Here is a 271-nt window from a genome sequence, read left to right as displayed (position 1 = left end):
AATTCCACCATTTACATTACCCACCGGACCTACTGGAATCACAGGACCTACCGGTGCGACAGGTTTTACCGGCATTGGAATAACTGGTCCTACTGGGGGTACAGGTCCTACTGGAATCGGAATAACCGGTCCTACTGGGGGTACAGGTCCTACCGGAATCGGAATAACTGGTCCTACTGGGGGTACAGGTCCTACCGGAATCGGAATAACTGGTCCTACTGGCGCAACCGGTTTAGGGATCCTTCCCGTATTTGGAACAATAACTTCTGAA

The 271-nt window shown here is 51.3% G+C and carries 1 pseudogene; it reads left to right on the top strand.

The annotated features are described in order from the left end of the window. Positions 1-271, top strand: a pseudogene (locus MR170_RS32870) (exosporium leader peptide); the annotation flags it as partial.

Origin of the sequence: Bacillus cereus group sp. BfR-BA-01524 (assembly GCF_022662595.1) — a bacterium.
GTDB classification, from domain to species: domain Bacteria; phylum Bacillota; class Bacilli; order Bacillales; family Bacillaceae_G; genus Bacillus_A; species Bacillus_A thuringiensis_S.
This window is presented reverse-complemented; position numbering and strand designations above follow the sequence as displayed.